We start from the raw sequence: 25,032 nt of genomic DNA, 5'->3' as shown, positions 1-25,032 counted from the left end.
CCCTCCAGATTATAATTGAATATTCATGCTTGATAAATTATTTTTATACATCATTTTGAAAAAATTAAAAGACTGTCGTCTTTGTTTTATGATTACTGTATTCAACTTCTTTCATTACTTTAACAAGCCCACAAAGAATTTGCAACCGGAAAATACAATTTTTTAGTATAAAAATTTATTTTTTTGATATTTTATGCGTTATCCGCCCTATAACATGCAATCTGATGTATGTGCATGCATGAATCAGAAACGACTTTGTATACTTCTGTTAACCAGCCGGATAAACACACAAATAAGCAGAGACGCCTAAGCAGGCCTCTCTGCTGCATTTATTCCTGGTGCTTTTCTGCCATTTCCATTAAACGCTGCTGCACATTACCGTAAACAGTGTTAGAAGCGTAAAATCCATTTTCTCCTACCTCACCGGCATGTTCACTCATAAGTATTTCCATGCCTTCCTTCACCGTGTTCACCGCCCAGATATGAAAATCACCGGCCTCCACTGCCCGCCTAATTTCATTTCGAAGCATTAAGTGCTTAGCGTTCTGCGTCGGTATAATTACACCCTGAGTTTTTGTGAGTCCCTGCTTTTTGCATACATAATAAAATCCTTCAATTTTTTCGTTCACTTCTCCAATCGCCTGCACATCACCGAACTGATTAACAGCTCCAGTTACGGCAATATCCTGGCGGAGAGGCACTTCAGCCAGAGAAGACAGGAGAGCATACAGTTCCGTGCTTGAAGCACTGTCACCGTCTACCAAATGATAGGATTGTTCGAAAGTAATGCTTGCTGCAAGCGGCAGCGGCCGGTCGCTTGCAAACTCTGCCTGCAGATAGCTCGTCAGCGTATGGAGGCCTTTCGTATGAAAAGCACCTGTGAGCTGGGATTCCCTGTCGATATTAACGATGCCTCCGCTTCCGGCATACGTTCGCGCCGTAACGCGAGTCGGGTAACCAAATGAATAGTCTCCTGTATGAGCAACAACCAACGCGTTGATCTGGCCAACTTTTTCTCCGCTCGTCGCGATATTGATTGTTCCGTCCTCGATCGACTCGTGAATAGCCGCTTCAGGCTGAGCCGACCGATAGTTTGTTTCTTTTAAAGCAGCGTGCACATGGGCCTGTTCAATAATAGCCGATTGTTCCTGCGCTGCCCAATAATCCGCTTCAATTAATAGAGATGTTACTTCGTGAAATTTAATGGAGAGCTTGCGCTGGTGTCCTGCTTCCCTGGTGCTGTAATCAATGAGTCTTGCTACTGCTTCTGATGCCAGGGGGCGCAGCCGTTTATTTTCACAAAAACAGGCCAAAAAAGTGGCGTACTGCCATATGTTTTCTTTCGTCCGCTCCATCATAGTAGTAAAATCCACTTTTACTTTAAAAAGCTTGCGGAATGTTTCATCTTCTTTTTGCAATTTTTGGTATAACGCATTGGTCCCGACCAGGAGAACCTTTGCCTGAAAAGGCACTGGCTCCGGTTCCAAATAAGTGCTTGCAAATATATCGGAATCCTCATAGGGGGTCTCAAGCCGGATATAGCCCATCCGCATAGCTCTTTTCAATGCTTTCCATGCAAACGGATGGGACATCAATTCGGCAGCATGCAGTATTAAAAAACCGCCGTTTGCCCTATGAAGAGCGCCGCCTCTAATATGGGAAAAATCCGTAGGACTCCCCCCGTTGCGGCCAATTTCCACTTTCCCGAACAAATTGACATATGTCGGGTGAGACTCATAAACGACAGGCGCTGCGGAAGTATCACTATTATCCACTAAAATATTAATTTCATAACGACGGAACGAAAAAGTCGATACAGGCGGCCGGCCTTCCTGCGTTTCTTTTACAGGTAGGAATTCCTGCCAGTGCTGAATAATGTCTTTTTCCATGTCCGACAAAAAATTATGTAAGCTTTCATTGATATATTCGTCCTTTAAAGTCGCAATAAAACCTTGAATGGATGTTTGCACCATCTGCTCGTCTGCTTCCCTGAGCTGGCGTCTTAAAACACGCTTTGCCACCTGCCTTTGCCTCAAAAAGTCATTTACCTGTCTGGTAATCGTCTGTGACTCTTCCATTATATAGTCCTGCCGGCTTTTTGAAAGCTCGTTATAGCTTTCATCACTATGAGGCTCCCCGTCTTCTTTAAGCGGAACTGCAACGATGTCTTCTTCTGTTTTTTCGAGAGCAAATCCTTTCACAGAGGCTTCCTCTTCAAGCTTCTCCCAGTGTTCATTAATTGCTTTTTCGTGCTTTTCCGCCATAGCTACTTTTTTCCGTTCAAATGATTTACTGCGCAGCGTCGTCGCGATCTCTTCCTGCAGATCCTCAATTAGCTCTTTAATATCTTTAGCAAACGGCACAGCCATGCCGGCGGGCAGGCTTATTACCTTCGGCCTCCGGGGGTCTTCAAAAGAATATGTATAAATCCAGTCAGCCGGCGCCGGTCTTTTTTCCGCTGCTTCTTTTGCTTTTCTGCGGGCGTATGTCGTTTTTCCAAGGCCGCTCGCCCCGGTTAAAAACATGTGATAGTTTTCTTCCTGAATATCCAAACCCATCTCCATAGCTTTCACTGCACGCTCTTGTCCAATCATTCCCTGAGTCCTGTCTGTTAATTCTTTCGTCGTATGAAAGGAAAACATGCGCGGGTCGCAGCGCTCCGCTAATGCTGAGACAGGAAGTTTGCAGCGCATTTCGGCTGTTTGCATATATCTGTCTCCTTTCAAAGTACTGTTACTCCTTATTTCCCATTATACAGAGAATATATGCAGAAATATCATATATTTTGCAAAAAACTCCTGCTTCATCGAAACAGGAGTTGCCTCTTACTTATTGGATTTGACCGAGCCGGACGGTATCGCGGGCGATCATAACTTCTTCATCAGTAGGAACTACTGCCACAGCCACGCGTGAAGAGTCCGACTGGATGAAAGTTTCACCCGAAGCCTGTCCATTTTTCTCTTTATTAATTTGGATGCCCATGAATTCAAGGCCTTCCATGACTTTTTCACGAACCAGTGCGCTGTTTTCCCCTACACCAGCAGTGAATATAACTGCATCAACACCATCCATACTGGCTGCATAAGTACCAATATATTTATGCATCCGGGTCAGATAAACATCCAGAGCGGTTTGGGCTCTTTCACTGCCCTCCTCCGCCTGCTGAACGACATCCCGCAAATCACTGGATGCGCCGCTTACGCCGAGCAGCCCGCTTTTCTTATTCAGTGTATCAATAACTTCTGCAGCTGTCTGGCCGGTTTTTTCCATTAAATAAGGAATCAGGGCGGGATCAATGTTGCCCGAACGAGTTCCCATCATCACGCCGGCAAGCGGTGTAAAGCCCATTGAGGTATCGACCGAAATACCGTGATCCACGGCTGTTATACTGGCACCGTTTCCGATATGGCACGATATAATTTTTAGGTCATTTTGCGGACGGTCCATTAAATCTGCCATTCTCTGGCTGACATACTTATGAGAAGTTCCGTGAAAACCGTATTTACGCACGCCGTATTTTTCATAGTATTCATAAGGAACACCATACAGGTACTTTTCTTTCGGAATCGATTGGTGAAACGCTGTATCAAACACCGCTACAGAGGGAACGTCCGGAAGAATATCACGGAACGCTTTAATACCGACAATGTTGGCCGGATTATGAAGCGGTGCCAGTTCGCTTACATTTTCGAGTTCATTCAGCACCTGATCTGTAATAAGGACAGAATCTGAAAAGGTTTCTCCTCCGTGAACTACCCGGTGGCCTACCCCTTCAATATCATTCACGTCGGTAATTACATCATATTTTGTTAATGAGTTCAGTAAAGCTTTCACAGCCTCTTCGTGATTTTGCAGTGATGGGTATTCGGTTTTCTTTTCTCCCTCTACTTCTACCGTAATAAAAGGCGTCTCCAGGCCAATCCGTTCGACGACCCCTTTAGTGATAATTGTTTCTTCAGGCATTTGCAAAAGCTGAAATTTCAGCGAGGAGCTCCCCGCATTAATAGCAATAATGGTAGACATTCTTTCTCCACTCCTAAACATTACTCTCTTTATTTATTGATAAACCCCTCTTGTACAAACCAGTCATTAATTCGCTTCATCATATCCTGAAGAGCTTCCTGGCGGCTGAACGACGGCAGTTCTGCCAATAGCGCCTGACCTGGCTGCTTTACCTCAGGACTTTTCTTTTGAAGCATCCATATGCTTTTGGAGGCTTCTTTAGCCTGAAACATTGTTTCGGGGAGCTGAAGAAGCCCGAGTGTATGCGCATGTCTTTTCACATACGCCTGAAGCTCCGCTGCTTTTTCATCTTCAAACAAATTGTTGGGGATGAGAAGTACCATAAAACCTCCTGGCTTCAGCCGGTTCATCATCCCCTCCACAAGCAGGTGGTGCACGTAGGATTTTCCGTCCGTACTGCCCATCTGGTACAATTCGGCAATTTGGTTTTTCGGGTAGTAACCGACTGGAAGGTCACTCATCACTACATCCGGAGCGGAAGCGCCAAATTGTTCAATACTGTCCTGGTGAAACAGCTGAACAGCATGTTCCTGGAGGTTCGCCAGCGTATAGGCAATCTTGATTAACGTTTCGTCAACTTCCGAACCGTATGCTTCAATATTTTTTTCCGTCAGTTGATTTAATACAGCTGAGAGAAGATTCCCTGTGCCTACGGCTGGGTCTGCGATTACAAACTCTTTACGGCCATTCATTAGTTTGTCGACTAAATATCCCATGAAAATAGCCACGGCATCCGGGGTAATAGCATGGTGCTGCTGCACGGATTGCTTCATTCCTTTAATCAAGGCAAGCTGAAATGCTTTGCGGATATCTTCCTGTTCCATTGCTTCAGGCATTTTCTCTTCCAGGCTTTGCTCGAGGCGTTCTTTTTCCTCGGCAGATATACGCTGAACCACTGTGCCCTGAAAGATATCTTCCCCGGCTTCGGCTATCGCTTCTAAATACGTTATGCTCAGCTCCTGCTGTATCGTTTTCGTAAGGTCATCCAGCAATTCAAATAATTGCTCCACCGGTGTCGTTTCGGTCATGACAAGCCCTCCTTCTGCAGCGTAGTGCTTCTCCGCTCTCGCTTTACAATACGCCAGTATAGCAGATGTGTTCTGTAAAGAGAAGTAATGAAAACAGAAAAAAGCACAATCACTTCCCTGGTATCTGCACAAAATAAATGACGCCTTTGCAGGCGCCATTTTCTTCCTTAGTCTGTATTATTAGCCGCGTTAATTGCTGCTTCATAATCAGGGAACCATAATTTCATGTGGTTAAAACCGTTTTTTTATTAATAACTTATTCACATTGAATTTACGGTGCGACTAAGCATATAATTTATAATTTCATCAAAAATTTTCATGGGATAAACCTTTTAAGTTTAAAAAACAGCTTAAATAACCTCTTTTGACTTCCCCATAACTATTTATTCTTTTTCTACTTACACTAAAAAAAATTTTTTTCTTCGCTCTAGTCACTGCTACATAAAATACACTCAATTCTTCTAAATAACTTTTTTTATGCTCTTCACTGAATTTATTCACATCAGGAGTACAGTTTATACCGTCTTTGTAATTAAGTTTAGCTTGTATTTCACACTGTCTACAAAAACCCGGGGAATTGGGAAAGCCATATTGCTCCATATCAGGCAAAAAAACATAGTCCCATTCTAATCCTTTTGAAGCATGTACAGTTGTTATAACCAAGGATTCATCCACATATTCTAAATTATTTTTCAAAGTACGATTTGAAAAGGTTTCAAATAGCATTTCTATCTTCTTATCGTTAGAAATAGTTTTAAATTCATTACTAAACCTTTTTAAAAATACCTCCAAAAGTTTAATGAGTGAGTTTATAATATTGCTATTGTTTGATTCGTATTGTTGTTTTATTTCAATCAAAAACTTTTCTCTAAATTTTTCTGTAACATTAACTTGAGTAGTTTGAAAAGAAATTAATAAGTTTTTGCAATCTAAATGAAAATTTATGTATTCGGAATCTTCATCACTGTAAAGAGCGTAAAAATAAGGCAAATGTCTATTCTTTAATCTATCAATTATCAGATCCATATTTTTAGATTTTTGCCTAGTTAGTATTACAATACGTTTATCAGGTTCAGATTCTTGTAAATTCATTACTTTAGTTATTATTTCATCTGCTTCAGTACTTTGATCTTCGGCAAATAATAAAGGAATACTAGCCTCTCTTTGTTCAGTTGGTTGAAGAAAATCCTTTGCATTGTTTCTTATAATTTTTTCTAGTTGCGACATTTTAGGATTGCCTCTAAATCTATAATTATTCAATAGAGTTATCTCTTCCATGTTGAATTTTCTCTTACATATCTCCATTAAATTTGGAACCGCTCCTATAAATCCGTAGATTCTTTGTAAAGGGTCCCCTACAAGAACTAGTTTATTTTCTTCACTAACTAATTGAGTGAGCAATAAAAATCCTAAATTATTAGTATCTTGAAATTCATCTACAATAATCATTTGAAAATAATTTTGGTAAAAATATTTAATTTCTTTATAACGATAAAAAAGATAAACTGTTAGTATTAAAAAAGCATTATAAGGTATATAGAAATTACCAACTAACTTATTCAAAACTATTTCTACATATTTTTTATAATTTTCTTTAATGTATCTTTTATCTATGTTATTAGTTTTCAAACATTGATTAAAAGAAATTAATAATTCTTTTTCTGAAATTTCTAAATCCAACTCATTTTCTACTAGTTCTGTTAATTTTGCGCGATTTTCGTCTATGCTCACCATGTCTTCTATCTGATTAAAATTTTTATGAAGAAGATAACCATATTTTCTTAAAATACTACGACATAAACCATGATAATTTGAGATAGCCAATTTATTAAGTACTTTGTTTGATTTTCCGTCCAACAAGTTTGGAACTTGCTCTTTTACATTTTCTCGTATTTTAGAAGCCGCATTCACACTGAAAGATAAAATGAGAATTTTTTTATTATTTTCACTTTCACTGTGATTTAAATTATAAGCAACCTTACTTATTATTGTTTTGGTTTTTCCATAACCAGCTGGTGCCTCTATTATCAAACGTTTAGAATTAGAGTATATTGCATTTAATTGGTTTTCATCATCAGAATGTATTTCATTTATTTTATTTGTTGTTTCTATTCTTCCCATGAAAAGCCTCCCTCCGCTGCTTCTAATGCCTCCCTGTAAACGCTTGGTATTAATTCTGAGTTCAAATCATAAGCAATTTCTCTTCCTAAAATTACTGATTTATTAAGATCTCCCCATGCTAAAAACATTAATTTTAGTAAAACCCTATCATCTCTTATCTCATCAAAACTGTAGTCTTTAATATCAATGTCGCTTAGTTCAATCTGATACGATTTGGCGGTATGTTCTAATTTACCCTTTTGAATTACACGATTCAAACCCTTGCTGTCGTTTTTTTGAACTAAATCAAATATAACGTCTAACCTATCTTTTTCTTCGCAAGTATCAAATATTTCTTCTTCGAAATCTTTAGTTTGGGTGGAAAATAAATTTTTAAATTCAACAAATTTTCTACCATCACCATATTTATCTTTATCCATCACGCCTACACTATTTATACCAAAACGTTTTAATAACATAATCAAGGGAACTATTGAGTTGGCTCCATCAGCTTTGAGTACACTTATTCCTTTACTATCTAAGTCAATACCTAATTGATTTGCAAAAATATCCATTGCTCCATATTCACTATCCCCTTCTACTATAACCACATATTGTGAAAAGAACATTTCTTTTATAAATTGCATATTCATCATCAAATGCTTTTCAATATTTTTATTTAAATCTATCTTTGAGCCATTAAAAACCTCAAGTTTATCGTTTTTTCTGTGAAATCTAATTATTTGTTTATAATTATTCAACAAAATATTAGGCGAATGAGTAACGACTATTACTTGCCCATTAAGTTCTCCAATATTAAAAAGGCTTTCAAGTAAACTTGTGAAATTAGAATCTCCATTATGAACAATGTTGAATACATTTTTAATTAACGAACGTTGCATATATGGATGTAAATGTATTTCTGGCTCATCTAATGTAAATATTGTAGACAATGCGTTATCATCAATAGCATTCTTATATAGCATTTCGTTTAATTTTTTTGAATTTAAACTACTTAATCTCTCAAGTATAGCCAACCCTATAATTAAAGAATATTGTACTCCGTGACCACTTGCTTGCACATCAAGTTCTTCTGAATCCGTTAGTACCAAAATTCTTGATAGTAAATCTTCAGCTTCATTATGTATACTTGCCTTAATATCAAAACCATTAAAGCTATTTAATTTTTTTATTATATCGTTAGTATACTCCGTAAGTTCGTTCAATTTTTCTTGATTTACATAATCTAGTTCATTAGCATTAACAGCTTCTTTATATTGTTTTATTATAAATTTTAAAAATTTCCCTGTGCCTCTACCCTTTTCAAAGTTCAATTCATTAGCAGGATTTCTAACAGAAGAGTTATAATTAATTTGTAGAACTTTTTTCAAAATATTATTTGATAACTTCATTTCAGATTCTGCATGTTTAAATTCAATATTTTCGTCTGGTGACTCTTGTGAAACAATTAAATTCAATCTATTATTATTTTCAGGATCAAAAAAATCATCAAACATACCTTTTTCCTCATCATCTAATATCAGTGACAAATGAATGTTTATTTCCCTTTCTTTATTCGAGAAATCTTCTAATTTGAATGATGGAAAATTAAAAATAGTGTTGATTAATGAGAGTACATTGGATTTCCCTAAATTATTTTCGCCCACTATAAATGTAATTTCTTTTTGAAATTTAATTTCTAAATCATCTAAATTTCTATAATTTTCTATAAACAACTTTTCTATATACAACTAATCGCTCTCCCTATAATAGTAAGGTCAACTATTTTTTCGACAAATTTTTATCCAAGCAACATAATAAGAATGAAAAAGGAATGAATAATGAAAAAGTTTGCTTTAAAGAAATTAAGCGACGTTTCGCATTCAAGATTAAATTTGGCTGCTATTAAAAAAATAAAAGCTTATAGATTTTATTATAACTTGAAAGAAAGCGAGTACGATATAATTTATAACCAATTAATAACAGATTATGATAAAACTTTAAAGAGGCTAACTAAGCGTTAAAATTTCACTTTAACATCTATATTGTTTTTATCTTTATTGAAAATACCTTTTCAATAAAAGTTATTTACAGTTTATTAGAATGCTTATATTAATAAACTAAGAACCACCGCTCAAATCTAGAGCGGTGGTTCTTTTAGGGGATAACCTAACAGTAATTTTATCAATTATTTAATATAAGGGATTTTGTCTAATACCGCCTTATAATCGGGGTGGTTCGTTCCTTCTGAAACGATCTCCTTATAAGAAACCTTTCCTTCACTATCTACTACAATTACAGAACGCGCCAGCAGTCTCATCTCGTCCATTACCAGGCCGAACTGTTTTCCAAAATCCAGATCTTTGTGGTCGGAGAGCACCCGCACATTTTCAATACCTTCTGCAGCACACCAGCGCCGCTGGGCAAAAGGAAGGTCACAGCTGATAGTCCATACTTCTACATTTTCAAGCGAAGCAGCTTCTTCGTTAAATTTCCGTGTTTGTTGCGAGCAGACACCGGTATCAATGGAAGGCACTACGCTGATCAACCTTACTTTACCAGAAGCATCACTTAGCGATACCGGAGTCATGTCATTAGCAAGTACAGTGAAATCGGGAGCGCTGTCTCCGACTTCTACTCTGCCTCCTACAAGTGTTACAGGTTTTTCTTTAAATGTTACTGCTGTCATCTTACTCCTCCTTCACTATTATCCTCGGGCCTTATTTTCTTGAATGAATAACCCTCGTGTCCGCAATCATATCATGGATGCCTGCCTTTTGTGGTGTGAAGGCTACCACAATATACGCCAGATTTGTAATAACGAGGCTTCGGTAAGCAAAGCGCAGAACAACTTCCCTGAAAATAATGTCAGACCATTTTAATTTTTCCCGGTTCACCCGGACAACTCTCAGCCCGAAAATCATTTTGCCGAGTGTCTGGCCATAAAATTTTGTCATTAACACAAAATAGCCGTAGGTAATTATCGCATTACACACAGCGTATAAAGTGATAAATCCCCAGATTTCTCCTTCTCCAGTAAAGTAAAAAGGAGAAAGAAGAAGGCCGTTTAACGAAAAAAGAATTATCAAATCGGTAAGGTATGCCCAAAAGCGCATCCAAAATCCCGCGAACAGATCTTCGTTCGTGCCATCACTTTCGCGGGAATTTTGTTTGGCCGGCTTCTCATATAAGGAATTACCGCCACGGTTGCTTTCTGCCGGGTCCTTTTGTTCCGTTCCCTGCTCATCTTCCGGATAGCGGCCGTTTGTAGTCGTGGTCATCGTAATCCCTCCTATCCTTCATACAAATACATTGGCCGCGGGCTGGCGCTTCCGACTGATTTAAGCAATTCCTGAAGCCCAAGCAGCTTTTCATCAGAAATGAACATTCCCTGCACAGTATTTTGCAGCAGCGACTGCCAGCTGAATCCGTCTGAAGTGTAACGTTCCACCGTAGCATCCCCCAGTTCAAGATCTTCTTCCATCATGGAAATGGTGTCCTCCGTCGTTCCAAGCTCGTCGATCAGTCCGTTTTCTTCTGCCTGCTCACCAGTATAGATACGGCCGTCAGCTAAATTCCGTGCTTTTTCTTCACTAAAGCCTCTTCCATCGATCACGACCTGCAAAAAGTCTTCGTACATATCGTCAACGATTCCCTGCATAATTTCACGGTCTTCTTCCGTAACTTCTTCTGTAGGGGAGCCAATGTCTTTAAATTCGCCGCTGGTTATGTTTACACTATCAATTCCCAGGTTTTCAGCTAATTCAGAGTAGTTCAGGGAGGACATAATTACCCCTATCGATCCCGTAATAGTAGCCGAGTGAGCGACAATTTTGTCTGCAGGCGCCGCCAGGTAGTAGCCTCCGGAAGCCGCCGTATTTCCCATTGATACATACACAGGTTTATTTTCTTCTTCCTGTACCTCAACGACGGCATCGTGAATCTCGTCACTTTCAACAACTCCTCCGCCCGGGCTGTTCACATTAATAATAATGCCGTCCACGTCTGCGCTTGACCCGGCTTCTTCCAGGTTGTTCAGAAACTCTTCATGGTTATATCCTTCGCCGGAAAAAGCTCCCGAGCCGCTTGAGGATTGAATCGTTCCTTCTACATCAAGCATGGCTATTCGGTTATCCGAAGAACCCCTTTTTACTATGTTTTCCTGATTCTGCTGATTTTGCGCCTGGTTCGATACTGTATTCCACAGTGAAAAAGCTGTCTGGGCACCCAGGGAAACGATAAGAAGCACCGCTGCCGCCAGTAAAGCAAACCATCTTTTTGCATTCATCATTATTCCTCACTCTCGTTAATAATTTCAATACTGCTTTTTTCCGGGTAAAAGACGACTTCATCCCCTACAACGGTTGCTTCCACTTCAGTTGTTAATATCTCTTCTGGTTCAATTTGAAACAGATCGTTTTGGAGTATTGTAAAGTCTGCTTTGTAACCGGGGGCGATTCTCCCCAAATCATGCTCCCGGCTGATCGCTTTTGCGCTGCCGCCGGTATAGAGATCCACCGCTTCGTAAGGAGTCAATTTTTCTTCCGGTCTATATCCATCATGCTTCTCCCCCGGGTTTTTTCTGGCCACTGCTGCATAAATCCCGGTTCTCGGATCCACCGATTCAATAGGCGCGTCTGAACTGCCTGCGCAGACAATGCCCTGATCAAGAAGCGTTTTCCACGCAAAGGAATAATAAAGCCTTTCTTTACCGAGACGCTCCTCCACCCAGGGGAAGTCCGAAAGCACAAACCGGGGCTGCAGATCAAGCGCCACCGGCAAAGCCTTTAACCTTTCCACCAAATCCTTTCTTGCGATCTGGACGTGAATGATCCGGTCTCTTACTCCTTCCGGCACAGGCCAGGCTTCTAAAGCATCAATTACATATTCCAAAGCCAAATCGCCAATAGCGTGAACGGCCACCGGCATATTTTCCCTTCGGGCATCCGCAACCAGCTGCTTTAGCTCTTCTCTCGAATGAATGGCCACTCCGGCCGTTTCAGGAGCATCATTGTAAGGCCGGCTGAGAAGGGCCGTGCGCCCGCCAAGTGCTCCATCTGCAAATATTTTCATGGCACCTAGCTCCAGGTTGTTTTCAAGGAGTCCATAAGCATGACCCTGCTGTATAAAATCTGGAAATACTTCGTGATGCACGAGAAGATGGGCCCGAAAAGAAGTGTCTGCCAAAATATTTCTAAACGTATTCAATGTTCTCGTAAACCCGCCATAGTAATTAAGGTCTTCAGTATGGCCACCGGTCAGTCCGCACTGATGCATATAGCGAACCGCCTTCCCGAGTGCATCGTGAAGGTATTCTTCGGAAACCTCTGGTATTTCATTTTTCACTAAATCGGCTGCCTGGTCCAGCAGATAACCTGTAGGCTCTCCTTGCCTCGATTTAACAATAATGCCTCCTTCAGGGTCCGGGGTGTCTTTATCAATACCAGCCGCATCCAGGGCGCGTGTATTAACCAGTGCTGCGTGGCGGCATATCCGGGTCAAAAGCAATGGATGGCCGGGCACTAAATCATCAAGCTCCTCCCGGTGGAAAATTTTCCGGTCCGGAAAATTGTTTTCGTTCCACCCTTCTCCGATGACCCACTCTCCGGCAGGAATTTCTTTTGTTTTCTGCTTAATTAGTGCCGCCATTTCTTCTGCAGATGTGCACTCTGACAAATCCAGCTGGATCATCGTTTCTCCCAGCCCGATCATATGTAAATGACTGTCGGTAAATCCCGGATACATCGTGCTTCCATTTAAATTTACCCGGCGGCTAGATGGACGTTTCAGCTCTTTTTCTATCTCTGACAGGCTGCCTGCTTTTTCAATGGCGCCATCTGAAGTTAAGACTGCCTCCACCTGCTCTCCTTCTTTTTCCATCGTATAAATATTTCCGTTATACCAAAGTGTTTTCACAGCATTAACCGCCTCTCCTTTTTACGGGCGAAGGCCCGTTTTGTTTCAGGGCTTATAAAATTCCATTTTATACCATACTTTTAAATAAAAAAATACTTTAAAGAAGGTCTTCAAATTCTTCTTTTTCACTTTTTACGTTAGACAAAGAGATAGTCTTCGTTTCAGCTACCGCCTCATTAAACAGCTCTTCTTTATTTAAACGTTTTTCATACTTATAGACTAAACCAATTTTCGGTTTGGTCGCCGGGCTTTCCGGTTGAAATACGGTACAGCAGTCTTCATACGGCCGTACGGAAATATCATATGTGCCTATACGCTTTGCGATGCTGATGATCTCTTCTTTGTCCATAGCAATTAACGGCCGCAGTACCGGCATATTCGTGACCTGATTAATGACATTCATGCTCTCAAGCGTCTGTGACGCTACCTGTCCCAGGCTCTCCCCGTTTATTACTGCTTTGGCGCCTTCCTGCTCTGCTATTTTTGTGACGATTTCAAGCATGGCCCTCCTTGTAATTGTCATTGTATGATCGTCCGGCACCTGGCTCCGGATAGCTTCCTGAACCCGGGTAAAAGGCACCACATGGAGATTGATATTTCCACCAAACCGGCTAAGGGCCCGAACGATGTCTTCTACTTTTTGTTTCGCCCGTTCGTTTGTATACGGCGGGCTATGAAAATGAACAGCCTCGATCGTCACTCCCCGTTTCATGGCTAAATATGCAGCAGCCGGACTATCAATACCGCCCGAAAGCATACTCACTACTTTTCCGCTTGTACCTGTCGGCAGCCCTCCCGCTCCAGGGATCCGCCCGCAGCTGACGTACGCCCCTTGTTCGCGCACATCAATTTCCACGGTGACATCCGGGTCTTTAACGTCCACTTCGACTTCCTCAGTATGGTGAAGAATATAGCTGCCAACACTCGGGGCAAGCTTTGTCGAATGAATGGGAAAATCTTTGTTGGACCTTCTTGCTTCTACTTTGAAGGTTGTTTTCCTGCCCTCGTATTCCGAAAACATTTGATGGGCCGTCTGCTGTATTTCCTCTTCTGTTAGATCTGCCTTTCTTGCATAGCTGATTGACGATATGCCAAATACCGGTTTTACTGCCTCAATTACTTTTTCAGCAGGCTCGCCGAGCAGGTTTACCGCAATACGCCCGTATGTCCGCCTTACTTCGCAGCTCGGAAAGCCTTTCACCGCATGGTCAATGTTTTCCCTTAATTGACGCTCGAATTCTTTTCGATTTTTACCTTTTAAAGCAAGCTCTCCGAAACGAATTAATAAATACTCTTCTCTCATTGCTGTTCCTCCATAACCTTTTTTAACTGTGGCAATATCTCTTCACATATGCTGCATAAATAATCAGCTTCCTGCTTCTGTGTATCCGCAGAGAAGCTTATTCTCACCGCACTCTCCGCTAGTTTTTGTTCCCCTGTAACAGCAAGTACAACCGCAGAAGGCTCTGAGTTTTTCGATGCGCATGCCGTTTTGGTAGAAATGGAAACGCCTCTCCCCGCTAGTGCTTCAACGAGCACTTCTGGTTTGATACCGGGGAAGGAAACATTCAATATAAAAGGGGAGCTTCGTGAAACAGGCGAATTGAGCACTCCGCCGCTTTTCTTCAGCCGTGCAGCAGTCCATTTCTTTAATTCTTCAATTCTCCTGCTGTTTGCAGCATAATTTTCTTTCGCTAAGCGAAGCGCTTTGGCCATAGCTGCTGCTCCTGCGATATTCTCTGTTCCTGAGCGAAGCCCGTTTTCCTGCCCGCCTCCATGCATTAATGGCTCAAGCGTTGTTCTTGGATGCTTATACAGCATTCCTGTTCCATTCAATCCGTGAAATTTATGAGCTGAAACAGTGACAAAGTCCAGCCCTGCTTTCTCAATATTTAGCGGGCTTTTAGCTGCCCCCTGCACATAGTCCGTATGAAAATAAACGTTAGGATAGTGCGTAAGCATTTCTCCAATAGCTTCTATGGGCTGTACCGTTCCGATTTCGCTGTTCGTGTGTCCAACTGTAACAAGAATAGTATCCGGCTTCAGCGCCCTGCGCACCTCTTCAACGCTGATGCGTCCTTCTCTGTCCACCGGCAGGTATGTAACTCGATACCCTTTTTCTTCTAGATAGACACAGCTTTCCATCACTGACGGATGTTCGACGGCTGTAGTTATAATGTGGCGCCCAATATTTTTCCTCGAGGCTGCGGCCCCTTTTATCACTATGTTGTTCCCTTCTGTACCACCACTTGTGAACAAGCAGCATTTTGCCTCTACGCCTAGTTCTCGGGCAATCTGGCTTCTCGCAGATTCAAGCAGACGTTCAGCCTCGCCACCTTTGTGGTGAAAAGACGAGGGATTGGCAAAATAGCTTTCGGACGCTTTTTTGTATGCGCTCAGCACTTCTTCGTAGGGCTGGGTCGTCGCACTATTATCAAAATACATTTCAAATTCCTCCCAGCATTCATTAACATCATAAAAAAGAAGCCTGAGTTCAGGCTTCTTAGCTATTTGCTTGTCGATTATGCTTCTGTCAGCTGTACGTTAGATTCCTGCAGCACTTCTGTAACGAACCGGTCATCCACTTCCCGCACAGACGACGAAGCCACCTGCAGCGCATTCTCATACTGACCTTTGCGGAAAGCACTTTCTGCTTCTTTCAGGCTTTGGTCGAGATCCGGAGCATTCATGCGATATAAATTCCCTCGTTGAATGATACGCTCCGTCATCAGCGCCTGCTCTTCCATGCGCCGAAGCATGGTGGAAACTGTACGGACGCTTTCTTCTGCCTGGGCCACCGAATCGCGCACCTGGGCCATTTCAAGCGGAGTCTCGGAAAGGGCTGCAGTGGCATGGGCGATCTTGTCGTTTGCCGATTCTTTTTCATTCAGCAGTATCGGCGGAAGCTTGGGCAGTCTTGTTCGCTGCATTCTCATTTCTTCAATGCGATTTTGGCGTTTTAGTTCCTCAAGAGTTTCCATTGCCTGAGTCTCGTCTTTCCGAAGTACGCCAAGCTGGTTTTCTGCTTCCTGGATTCCTGCTTCTACTTCTTCCTGTTTTTCAAGAGTTTGTTTTAATTCCATCTCAATATGTGTATAAGAATGTTCTTTGGTTTCTTTTTGCTCCTGCAATTGTAATACGCTTTTTCTTATCCCATCAACCTGTCGCTTTGATGAAGCAATCAACTGTTCGGATTCCGGCGGGATACGATAATTGGCTTCAATAAATTCTTTTTCCACCAATAGCGTCTGCATCCGCGTAGATAACTGATCCCGTCCTTCATGAGCCTTCGGCAGCAGCCGTTCGACCTCTGCGCGGGCTTCCACTTCTTCTTCAAGAATACGGTACACTTCTTCGTTGTAAGCGTCCATTTCAGTGAGCCGTTCTGCCACACCGTCCAGGTCAAGATTCTCAATGCGGGCCTGCAATTGTTCAGCTTCCGCTTCATTTTCATTCAGCCGCTGTTCAAAAGCAAATGCACCCATCGCATACCCCTGATCTTCCATTTCATAGAGGCCTGCACGCAGGGATTTCCATTCCTCGGGTAGGCGCCGCCGTACTTTAGCAAGCATATCCGGAACTGCATACAGCGATGCTTCTTCGCGTTTTAAATCTTCATCGAGCCCCTGCCTAAGCTGCTTCGCTTCAAATTGATTTCCTTGTTCCACCGCCTGGTAAAAAGCTTCAAAAGAAGACTGGAGATCGCGCATATGCTGGTCAAAAAGCGGCGCAGTCCTGCCCAGTGTATGCCAGTTTTGGGAGACAAACCGTTTTATTTCTTCGTATTTCTGTTCGGACTCTTCAATGCCCCGGCGGTTCTCAGATTCATTATGTACTAGCTCTTCTATTTCAAGGAAAATGTTGTTGATCTCTTCTTCAATACTGGCAAGCTGCGTATCGACAGCAGTAGTAATTTCCGAAGCCTGATTGAATTTATACTTATCTGCTTTTTCTTCGGCATCGTAAAGGGCCTTTTCAATATCCGGCAGATGCTTTCCTACAATTTCATCCCAGTCTTTACGCCACGATTCAAACTTTTCTTCTGTTTCTCCCGACATCGTCATGCCCTTGACTCTCGCGATTTCTTCAGCCACAGGCTGGTCAGCCATATTCGCCCTCGCGTCCTCCAGGCGGTCTACTTCCCTGTAAATGCGTCTGCGTCCCCATGCTCCGTATATAACAAACGCGGCGATAATAATAACCAGAACTATAATTACAATTGTTGTCGCCAAATTCCTCACTCCAGTTTTTCCCGCTGTGCATCCTTGTTTTTCAATAATTTACACGTTATGGGTTATACTTATCTCATACTTTAGTAGAAATGAATGTAAACAAAATATTTTTTCAATTATGTTTGCTTTAACTTATGATAACATGTAAACGCACTGATTGTTATATGACGATAAAGAAAATTTTGAGAAAATCTATTTTCCTTATTTCCTTATCTACAACATTCGATTTTTCATTATATTTTCCACAAAAAGGGGAAATTGTACCTATGCCAATCACCCGTGACGGCCATATCCATACTCCGTTCTGCCCGCATGGAAGCAAAGACTCGTTTCATACCTATATTGAAGCTTGTATTAACAATGGAATAAAAACGATTAGTTTTACTGAGCATGCTCCTCTGCCTGAAGGCTTTACCGACCCTGTGCCTGATAAAGACAGCGCCATGCCGATCGAAAAGCTCGATCAGTATTTAGATGTCTTAAACGATCTTCAATTAGAATATATTAATGACATTATTATCAAAAAAGGGCTGGAAGTAGATTTTATTGAAGGATTCGAGAAAAATACAGAGACATTTATGGACACTTACGGCTCTGAGCTTGATGATTGCATTCTCTCTTCTCATTTCATTAAAATAAATAGCGAGTATATATGTATAGATTTTTCTCCAAGTCACTTTGATCGTTACGTACGTCTTTCCGGGTCACCGCAAAAGGCAGCGGAATTGTATTACGACGCCGTGCTCCGCTCTATCCGGACCCCCCTTGGAAAATACGCGCCAAAAAGAATTGGCCATATGACGCTCATTCGTAAATTTCATAAAAATTACGATCATGATTTCCTTGTTAGAGACACTATCGAATCTATTTTGCAGGAAATTAAACTCCGGGGCTTTGAACTTGATGTAAACGGCGCCGGGACAACGAAACATCGCTGCCTCGAGCCGTATCCGCATCCATCCGTAATTCAGACTGCAGCGGAAATGGGGATACCTCTTGTGTATGGTTCCGATGCCCACGCCTCTTCAGGATTATTAGCAGGAAGCACAGATATTTCAGTTCTCACTGAAGGACAATTACAACAATAAAAGAGGGATATTTATGTCTTTTCAACCAGTTTCTTACGACACGTCTTTAGAAAAAAGCTACCATACTTTATGTCAGCAGGCGAAAGCTTTATTTTCCGGAGAAAATGACCCGACCGCCAATTTGGCTAATGCTTCCGCGCTGCTTAATCAATTTTTATCTAACGTCAACTGGGTGGGTTTCTATATCTGGAGCGAGGCAGAAAATGAACTGGTACTCGGACCGTTTCAAGGACTCCCTGCCTGCAACCGCATCACCCCGGGCAAGGGCGTTTGCGGTACTGCTTATGAGAAAAAACAGACGGTCCGCGTCGAGGATGTCCATGCCTTTCCCGGCCACATCGCCTGCGACGCTGCCAGCCAGTCGGAAGTAGTGGTCCCGCTGTTCACTCCTGAAAAGGAAGTATACGGCGTGCTCGACATTGACAGTCCGGTCCTGAACCGTTTTTCCGAACAAGAAGCATTCTTTTTACGCCAGTTTGCCGATGAAATTGAAAAAGGGCTGTTTCCATCTGGAAATTAATCTTCCCGTTCCAAACAACCGGGGGTGTTCAATTTAAGCACCCCCGGTATTTTTGATTTCCTCAGAAACCGTCAATTCATTTCACGCACTTCTTTTCAGTTTAAACGTATTGACTTGATAACTGTCAAAAGTTATAATGACGGTTGTGTAAAAGACAGCCTGGGCAAGCCTGGCATGTGCTTTCCATTTTGCTCCTTGCTCCTTGCAAGGTGTGTTGCGTAACCCCTAGCTGTCGGGGCGAAGACATACGAGGGTAAAATGAGCATGACGGGAGATTCGCCAACAGTGTTTTTATACCAAAATTTGTTTTTATAGAGGAGGATGCCATTATGGCACGCTATACAGGTCCAACCTGGAAAAAGTCCCGCCGCTTCGGCATCTCTCTCAGTGGTACAGGAAAAGAACTCGAAAAACGCCCTTACCCGCCGGGAGAGCATGGCCCAACGCAGCGCAGAAAATTATCTGAATACGGTGTGCAGCTGCAGGAAAAACAGAAACTCCGCTTCATGTACAACTTAAATGAGCGCCAATTTCTGCGCACATTTAATATCGCTGGCAAATTGCCTGGTGTACACGGCGAAAACTTCCTGATTTTACTTGAATCCCGTCTCGATAACCTTGTTTATCGTCTCGGTCTTTCCCGCACGCGCCGCGGCGCACGCCAGCTGGTTAACCACGGCCACATCACTGTAGACGGTAATCGTGTAGATATTCCGTCTTACCGTGTAGAGCCTGGAAAAACCATCAGTGTTCGTGAAAAATCCCGCAACATGAGCGCTATCCAGGACGCAATTGAAGCAAATTCTTTCGTCCCGGAATACCTTACGTTTGACGCTGATAACCTTCAGGGTACCTACAGCCGCTATCCTGAACGTTCTGAGCTTCCTGCGGAAATTTCCGAAGCACTTATCGTTGAGTACTACTCTCGTTAATAGTAAAAATCCCGTGCAGACTAACGTCTGCACGGGATTTTTGTATTTTATGCGTGGTTAGAATTGAGTTTTATCAACCGTGCTTTAAAATTAGAAAATATTTCTTTTTACCCCGGCGCATAATAATAAAACGGTTATCAATCAAATCATCATTCGCTACCGTTTTTTCTGTACGCTGTTCCCTTTCACCGTTAATATATATGGCTCCGTTTTGCACATCTTCTCTGGCCTGCCGTTTTGAGCCAGCTATGCCGGACTGAACCAACAGGTCCACCAGATTTTGTTCTTCTGCTTCCATCGTGTACGATGGTACATCTTTAAAGCCCTGGGCTATTTCATCTGCTGTAAGTGCTGTCAGCTTTCCTCCACCAAAAAGAGCCTTCGTAATGTTTTCAGCCTGATTCAGTGCTTCCCGGCCGTGGACAAACGAGGTGATTTCCTGCGCCAGCCTTCGGTGGGCTTCTCGTTTTTCAGGCGCTGTTTGCATTTTTTCTTCAAGCTCTTTCATTTCTTTCTGATCAATAAACGTAAAATAGCGTATAAACTTTAATACATCACGATCGTCCGTATTAAGTAGAAATTGATACATTTCGTATGGAGACGTTTTTTCAGGATCGAGCCATATCGCATACCCGGCTGTTTTTCCAAATTTCGTGCCGTCGGCTTTGGTCACCAAAGGAATAGTCATACCGTAAGCAGGAGATTTTTCCGCGTCTTCATGTTCCAAACGACGTATCAGCTCTAGACCAGCAGTAATATTTCCCCACTGATCACTGCCACCGATTTGAAGCGTACACTGATGATTTTTGTACAAATAGTAAAAATCAATTGACTGCATGATCTGATAACTGAATTCAGTAAAAGAAATTCCTTCCTGAATCCGGGACTCCACTGATTCTTTCGCAAGCATGTAATTGACGCTGAAGTGCTTCCCGAAATCTCTTAGAAAGCTAATCAGGGTCATGCTCCCAAGCCAGTCGTGGTTGTTCACAATTTCTGCACCGTACGCACCCTCAAAATCAAGGTATTTTTCGAGCTGGCTTCGAATTTTTTGCGAAAAACCTTCCACAATTTCCGGTTCGTTCAGAGAGCGTTCTGCATTTCTTCCACTCGGGTCCCCAATCATACCTGTTCCCCCGCCTACAAGCGCAATCGGCTGATGCCCATGAAGCTGCATCCGGCGCATTAAAATAATAGTCAGCAGGTGGCCAATATGCAGGCTGTCTCCAGTAGGATCAAAACCACAGTAAAAACGAAGCTGGCCGTTGTTTAACTGATTCTTAAGTCCCTCTCTTTCTGTCACCTGATTCACAAGCCCTCTTTCTTCTAATTCCTCCCAAATGCCCATAACTTTCCCCTTTCTGGTTTAAGAACACTCACAACTTGGATATATAAGTGTAGGTACATAAAAAGTCCCTTTTCGTTTTGAAAACGAAAAGGGACGATGATGACCGCGGTACCACCCTTATTGGAAGCATACGCTTCCCGGCTTCATGTTGATAACGATGCATTACACCGTTTCAGGTCTTTGGTAAAAAAGACCTGAAAGAAGCTCTGGATGTGTAATTCGCCAAAGGCTGCAGGTCGACTTTCAGCAAACGTCGACTCTCTGTGACTGTAGGTCCTATGGTTACTTTCATCCTTCATAGCTGTATGTTATAGTTTGTTTTCAAGTTTGCGCTCTTTTATTTTTAGCACAAGACTTTCAAAACTGTCAATGTATGAATCCATAGACAAAGCTACATAGAGAAGGGAGATCGTATTAATTATGGGGCGTCACGACCAAACAAGCTCAAGAAACACCTTACGCATTGTTGGTCTTTCATTTCTAACCCTATTTATTGTTTTTATTCTAGCCTTTGTATTTATCGGGTCAATCGGTGCAGGCTTTTTCGCCTCTTTGGTTAAAGGGCAGGAAGCTTACACGGAAGAAGAAATGCAGGAATCAATATATAGCTACGCCGAAAATAGCACCGTTCATTTTGCCAGTGGGGAGCAATTAGGAGAACTGCCTTCGGAATTGGAGAGGCAGCGGGTAGAACTCGATAATGTTTCAACCAACCTTCAGAACGCCTTTTTATCCACAGAGGACAGAGCTTTCTACGAGCACAACGGGATTAATCCTCAATCATTAATGCGCGCTACATATCAGGAGGTAACAAATTCCTCTACTCAAACGGGCGGTTCGACATTAACTCAGCAGATTGTTAAAAACCAGCTGCTGACCAGAGAGGTATCCTTTGAACGAAAAGCCAAAGAAGTTGCTTTGGCCTTGCGAATGGAGACTTATTTCACTAAGGATGAACTGTTTCAAGCCTATATGAACATTGTCCCGTTCGGCCGGAATGCCAATGGAGAAAATATTGCAGGGGCTCAGGCAGCCGCACAGGGAATCTTCGGTGTTGATGCTTCTGAACTGAATATCGCCCAGTCTGCTTATATTGCCGGTCTTCCACAAAACCCATACACATACACTCCATTTGAAAGTAATGGAGATGTTAAAGATGACCTTTCTGCAGGTTTGAACCGTAAAAATGAAGTTTTGCATAATATGCTTGAGATAGACTCCATTTCTCAGGAAGAATTTGATGAAGCAATGAACTATGATATCCGCAGCAATCTTGCTGAGCCAAAAGAAGAAGTAGCCCAGGAGTACCCTTACCTGATTAACGAAACCCAGCGCCGGGCAACGCAAATTATGCGTAAGCAGATGCTTGCAGAAGATAACGTCCAGCTCGAAAACTTATCAGACGAAGAGCGCCAGGAGACCATCCAGCAGTATAACCAGGAAGCAAGCCGGGAAGTCTCTGAAGGCGGCTATGATATCGAACTGACGGTTCATAAAGATACCTATGATGCGATGCAGCAGGCCGTAGAGGACAATGAATACTTCGGACCTGAAAAAGAAGGCGAAGCAGAGCAGGTCGGCGGCATGATGATTGAAAATAACAGCGGTGCTATTTTAAGTTTCGTCGGTGGCCGCGATTTTGAAACAAGCTCGTTAAACTATGCCACCCAGACGCGCAGACAAAACGGTTCTACAATGAAACCACTGCTTGATTATGGGCCGGCAATTGAAGAAGGAATTTTACATCCCGGGCAGACGCTGCTTGATATTCCTACCGAATATGGAGGAGACGATGACGAACTCAACAACTTTGACGGAGAGTATGAAGGCTTTATTGATGCCAGAAGCGCTTTAGCCGAATCACGTAACATACCGGCAGTGCGGGTATTTGATATGCTTGACGAATCGACAAGAGAAGAAGCCCTTACTGATTTGGGCATGGGCAATGTAGTCGAAAACGGCATTTCTACTTCCACTGCGATCGGCGGACTAAGCCGCGGCGTAAGTGTAGAACAAAATACAAGTGCGTTTACAACTTTCCCTGCCGGCGGTGAGCACCATGAGCCTTATATGGTGGCTTCTATTACCGACAATACAGACGAAACTGTATTCGAGCATGAAGAAGAATCCACCAATCCTTTTTCTGAACAAACGAGCTTTCTTATTACAGATATTCTGCGAGACGTATTAGGCCCAGACGGCACAGCAAGTTCTCTTCCCGAGCGCCTGAATATTGACGGTGATTGGGCTGGAAAAACAGGTACCACAAATAACCAGATAGACTCCTGGTTTGTGGGCTACAACCCCAACGTAACCTTTGGTTTGTGGCTTGGGTATAATGAACAGATTAGCATTGAAGACGCACAGGGACTCTCTTATTCGCAGAGAACCCAGCAGATCTGGGCAGATGTTATGAATGCCGCTTCTAACACTGAAGATGATTTAATCGGTGCTGGAGACACATTCTCTGAGCCGGAGGGGATTTCTACAGAAGAAATATGTGGACTTTCCGGCAAACAGCCTACTGATTTGTGTGAAGAAGCGGGTCTGGTAAATGAAGATATTCTCAATGAAGAATTCGCTCCGACTGAAGAAGATGACAGCCTCGAAGAAGTTGAATATGTAACTATCGATGGAGATCGTTACCCTGGCTATGATGATACTCCTTCTGAATTTATGGAAAACGGCATTTCTTTAAATGAGAATTATCTTTTAGATGGCGATGAAGAAGAGGTTCAGGAATATTTGCCGGACGACTGGGATAATGTTGTCCCGGATGAAGATGCTCCTGAAAATAACAGAGATCCGTCCAGGGTCACCGGGGTATCCAATGATGGCGGCACTCTTACTTGGTCAGCTTCTAGTGACAACGATGTGATTGGCTATCGCATCTTTAATGATGGCGAGAAGGCCGGCAATGTTATCGACCGTGAAACCACGGAATTCGATACCAACGGAAATGGAGAATATACCGTTCGTGCTGTAGACACTCACGGCAGGGAATCAAACGATTCCAACGGGGTTGACGTTGGCGGTTCGACTGACGATAGCGACTCCAATAATAACAATGGAAATAACGACTCCGGCAATGAAAGCTCCGAAAACAATGAAGATGCCAACAGCAACAATTCCGGAAACAACAATAATAATTCTAACGATAATAATGATGAAGATAACGGCAGTGATAATTCTTCAAATAACGGTAACGATAATCAAAATTCTGGTGACTCTGGCGCTAACGACAGCTCCAGCAGCAGTAACGAAGAAAACAGTGCCGATGAAAACAATGAAAGCGAAGGCGGAGATAATTCTTCTTCAGATTCTTCCAGTGATAGTTCAGGGACATCTGAGGACAACTCTGAGGAGCCGTCAAACAATGACAGCTCCGATGAAAGCACAAACGAATCGAATACTACGGATGAAACAGAAAATGGCGGAAGCTCTACAGACGAAGAAGAATCCAGTGAAGACTCCTCCCCTTCAGAGGGAAGCAGCGACAGTGAAACCTCTGACGACAGCAGTAATGAAGAAGATTCTTCTGCCCCTTCTGAGGACGGCTCCGGGGACAGCGACAGCTCCGGCGACGCGTCCACCGATGAAGAGGAGTCCACGGAGGATTCCTCTTCTGCTCCTTCCGAGGGCGGTACCGGGGACAGCGGCAGCTCCGGCGACGCGTCCACCGATGAAGAGGAGTCCACGGAGGATTCCTCTTCTGCTCCTTCCGGGGACGGCTCCGGGGACAGCGGCAGCTCCGGCGGCGCATCCACTGATGAAGAGGAGTCCACGGAGGATTCCTCTTCTGCTCCTTCCGGGGACGGCTCCGGGGACAGCGGCAGCTCCGGCGG

Annotated in this window: 17 protein-coding genes and 1 other annotated feature; of the genes, 4 read left to right on the top strand and 13 right to left on the bottom strand. The window is 42.8% G+C overall.

Translation table 11 applies throughout. From position 1 onward, the window contains the following. Nucleotides 1-329: 329 nt before the first annotated feature. The 12 genes from ACTTK6_RS11490 to ACTTK6_RS11435 form a co-directional block, all read right to left on the bottom strand. Complete coding sequence (locus ACTTK6_RS11490) at nt 330-2,708, bottom strand: Lon protease family protein (RefSeq protein ID WP_462833496.1); 2,379 nt, start codon at nt 2,706-2,708, stop codon at nt 330-332. Nucleotides 2,709-2,829: 121 nt separating this feature from the next. Next, entirely contained in the window at nt 2,830-4,023 is a 1,194-nt protein-coding gene (locus ACTTK6_RS11485) for an acetate/propionate family kinase (protein WP_462833495.1), read from the bottom strand. Between the two features lie 29 nt (nt 4,024-4,052). Further along, nucleotides 4,053-5,051 carry a class I SAM-dependent methyltransferase gene (locus ACTTK6_RS11480; RefSeq protein WP_079475753.1) on the bottom strand — a complete coding sequence of 333 codons (999 nt, stop codon included), beginning with the start codon at nt 5,049-5,051 and terminating at the stop codon, nt 4,053-4,055. 306 nt (nt 5,052-5,357) lie between these two features. Then, on the bottom strand, nt 5,358-7,172 hold the full coding sequence (locus ACTTK6_RS11475; RefSeq protein ID WP_462833493.1) for a UvrD-helicase domain-containing protein: 1,815 nt from the start codon (nt 7,170-7,172) through the stop codon (nt 5,358-5,360). Then, entirely contained in the window at nt 7,160-8,902 is a 1,743-nt protein-coding gene (locus ACTTK6_RS11470) for an ATP-dependent nuclease (RefSeq protein ID WP_462833492.1), read from the bottom strand. The genes ACTTK6_RS11475 and ACTTK6_RS11470 overlap by 13 nt, the downstream gene beginning before the upstream one ends. A 437-nt stretch (nt 8,903-9,339) precedes the next feature. Next, nucleotides 9,340-9,840 (bottom strand): thiol peroxidase, encoded by a 501-nt coding sequence (tpx, locus tag ACTTK6_RS11465; protein WP_462833491.1) that lies wholly within the window; start codon nt 9,838-9,840, stop codon nt 9,340-9,342. A 31-nt stretch (nt 9,841-9,871) separates the two neighbouring features. Beyond that, the gene (locus ACTTK6_RS11460; RefSeq protein WP_462833490.1) at nt 9,872-10,432 is read right to left on the bottom strand and encodes an RDD family protein; all 561 of its coding nucleotides are present in this window, start codon (nt 10,430-10,432) and stop codon (nt 9,872-9,874) included. An 11-nt stretch (nt 10,433-10,443) separates the two neighbouring features. Further along, entirely contained in the window at nt 10,444-11,442 is a 999-nt protein-coding gene (gene sppA, locus ACTTK6_RS11455) for a signal peptide peptidase SppA (RefSeq protein WP_462833489.1), read from the bottom strand. Then, a complete protein-coding gene (locus ACTTK6_RS11450) occupies nt 11,442-13,067 on the bottom strand; it encodes an amidohydrolase (protein WP_462833488.1) in 1,626 nt (541 codons plus the stop codon). Before ACTTK6_RS11450 ends, sppA begins: the two co-directional genes overlap by 1 nt. 97 nt (nt 13,068-13,164) lie before the next feature. Continuing rightward, nucleotides 13,165-14,370, bottom strand: coding sequence for a tRNA uracil 4-sulfurtransferase ThiI (gene thiI, locus ACTTK6_RS11445; RefSeq protein WP_079475748.1), 1,206 nt, complete (start codon nt 14,368-14,370; stop codon nt 13,165-13,167). Next, nucleotides 14,367-15,512: a cysteine desulfurase family protein gene (locus ACTTK6_RS11440; protein WP_462833486.1), complete on the bottom strand. Its 1,146-nt coding sequence runs from the start codon at nt 15,510-15,512 to the stop codon at nt 14,367-14,369. The genes thiI and ACTTK6_RS11440 overlap by 4 nt, the downstream gene beginning before the upstream one ends. 77 nt (nt 15,513-15,589) lie before the next feature. Beyond that, nucleotides 15,590-17,299, bottom strand: coding sequence for a septation ring formation regulator EzrA (locus tag ACTTK6_RS11435; RefSeq protein WP_158219142.1), 1,710 nt, complete (start codon nt 17,297-17,299; stop codon nt 15,590-15,592). Nucleotides 17,300-17,565: 266 nt separating this feature from the next. Between ACTTK6_RS11435 and hisJ the strand changes: the two genes are divergently transcribed. From hisJ to rpsD, 3 genes are all read left to right on the top strand, one after another. Continuing rightward, nucleotides 17,566-18,387, top strand: coding sequence for a histidinol-phosphatase HisJ (gene hisJ / locus ACTTK6_RS11430; RefSeq protein WP_079475745.1), 822 nt, complete (start codon nt 17,566-17,568; stop codon nt 18,385-18,387). Nucleotides 18,388-18,400: 13 nt separating this feature from the next. Continuing rightward, entirely contained in the window at nt 18,401-18,907 is a 507-nt protein-coding gene (locus ACTTK6_RS11425; protein WP_079475744.1) for a GAF domain-containing protein, read from the top strand. A 329-nt stretch (nt 18,908-19,236) separates the two neighbouring features. After that, on the top strand, nt 19,237-19,839 hold the full coding sequence (gene rpsD, locus ACTTK6_RS11420) for a 30S ribosomal protein S4 (protein WP_079475743.1): 603 nt from the start codon (nt 19,237-19,239) through the stop codon (nt 19,837-19,839). Between the two features lie 73 nt (nt 19,840-19,912). On the opposite strand, the gene tyrS is transcribed toward rpsD, so the two are convergent. Continuing rightward, the gene (tyrS, locus tag ACTTK6_RS11415; protein WP_462833485.1) at nt 19,913-21,187 is read right to left on the bottom strand and encodes a tyrosine--tRNA ligase; all 1,275 of its coding nucleotides are present in this window, start codon (nt 21,185-21,187) and stop codon (nt 19,913-19,915) included. An 86-nt stretch (nt 21,188-21,273) separates the two neighbouring features. Then, nucleotides 21,274-21,495 (bottom strand) — a binding site (T-box leader). Nucleotides 21,496-21,607: 112 nt separating this feature from the next. On the opposite strand from tyrS, the gene ACTTK6_RS11410 reads away from it, so the two are divergent. Then, a partial coding sequence (locus tag ACTTK6_RS11410; RefSeq protein ID WP_462833484.1) for a transglycosylase domain-containing protein occupies nt 21,608-25,032 on the top strand: 3,425 nt, incomplete at its 3' end.

This window comes from Marinococcus salis (assembly GCF_054971365.1).
This window is presented reverse-complemented; position numbering and strand designations above follow the sequence as displayed.